Source organism: Moorena sp. SIO4A1 (assembly GCF_010672065.1).
Taxonomy (GTDB): domain Bacteria; phylum Cyanobacteriota; class Cyanobacteriia; order Cyanobacteriales; family Coleofasciculaceae; genus Moorena.
Genome location: NZ_JAAHHX010000594.1, coordinates 1 through 1,609 on the forward strand (window position 1 = coordinate 1; position 1,609 = coordinate 1,609).

2 protein-coding genes are annotated in these 1,609 nt (G+C 39.1%); both read left to right on the forward strand.

From position 1 onward, the window contains the following. Positions 1-689, forward strand: a 689-nt coding sequence (locus tag F6K53_RS41010) for a glycosyltransferase family 2 protein (RefSeq protein WP_293086016.1), incomplete at its 5' end; no start/stop codon positions are given. Between the two features lie 120 nt (positions 690-809). Next, a partial coding sequence (locus F6K53_RS41015; RefSeq protein WP_293086019.1) for an ABC transporter ATP-binding protein occupies positions 810-1,609 on the forward strand: 800 nt, incomplete at its 3' end.

Consider the following 1,609-nt stretch of genomic DNA (forward strand, 5'->3'; position numbering starts at 1 on the left):
TCTTATGGAAGCTAACTAAACTTGAAAAACAGGTAAGCTGTTTAGAACAATATCCAGAGGCAGGTCTAGTCTATACCTGGACAGCTCTAGTGGATCAGCAAGGTAAACCTACAAACAGCCTTATAGCTTTCCATCAACAAGGAAATGTCTGGGAGCAAATTCTGGTGGTTAACATGATTGGCAATGGCAGCTCAGCTATGGTTCGTCGGAGTTGCTTTGAGACTGTCGGAATGTTCGACCCCAACTTATCCAGCGCTGCTGATCGAGATATGTGGATTCGGATTGCAGCTAACTATCTATTTGCCGTGGTCAAAGAACCATTAACTCTTTGGCGACAGCATCCCAGTAGCATGTCTAAAAGGCGTGAGGAAATGATCCAGGATTCACGTCAGGCCATAGAAAAAAATTTCCAATCTGTTCCCTCTGAGTTGTTGTACTTGCGTAACCGGAGTTATAGCTATTTAAATCTCTACCAAGCTTGGAATTCAGTGGATCAGGGAAACTACAAAGAAGCAATGCATTTCCGTAGACAAGCTTTCTTGCACTATCCACAAATGCGCTATTCAGAGAGCTATATTCGCCTAAGTTTAGCAATTATGTTAATCCGCTGGTTTGGACCTCATGGCTACGACAGCGTGCGATCGCTTACCCAAACCCTCCGTCAACTAGCTTTGGGTATTTCAACTTAATCTTTTCTGTAATCGAAGACGAATTGCTAAAACCTTTAGAATACTACGCTAAATTATTCCCTATTCCCTATTCCCTATTTCCTATTTCCTGCACCCAGCCCTTAGGATTAACAATAAAGCATGAATCAAATCAGAATCCTATCGCCATTACTTAAATTTTATCCTTGGGTTTTGCCATTAATTATCACCTTAGGAGTATTCTCTTCTTTGGCAGAAGGATTTAGTATTAGTTTATTTATTCCTCTTCTGGAAAGTTCTGGTAATATAGGCTCTCAAGTTTTACAAAATAGCTTGGTCTTAAATAATATCGAGCAAATCGTTATTGATTTGCCAAGCGAAGCTCGGATTTTAGTTATTGCTTTCTGTATATTCATAATTCTTTTTTTTAAGAACTTAATTGTTTATATAAAAACTAGTTTAGTGTCTTGGCTTTACCTTAAGATTAACCATCGGTTACGATCCAGTGTTTTTAATCAGCTTCTGAAAGTAAGTTATTCTTTTTTAGAAACGAATCAATCAGGAAATTTACTCAACACACTGACTGAGCAAACCTGGCGGAGTTGTGAGGCTCTATCGCATTTTTTTAACCTAATAATTAATGTCTGTACCATTTCTGTATTTGTAATTCTGTTACTGTTAATATCGTGGCAACTAACCCTTTTGGTTGCTGCTGGATTAGTACTAATTTCCCTCAGTATCAAGTTGGTGACAGGATCCGTAAATGACAGAGGTAAACAAGCGGTTCAGGCTAATTCTGCCGTTGCTTGCCTGATGTTGGAAGGGTTTTCTGGAATGAAGGTGATTCGGGCTTTTGGCCATGAATCCTATGAGCAGAAGCGTTTTGATGTGGCATCAAAGCACTTAAGTAATACTTTACTAAAGATTCAGCTTTTCGCTAAAGTTGTCAATCCCCTTTCTGA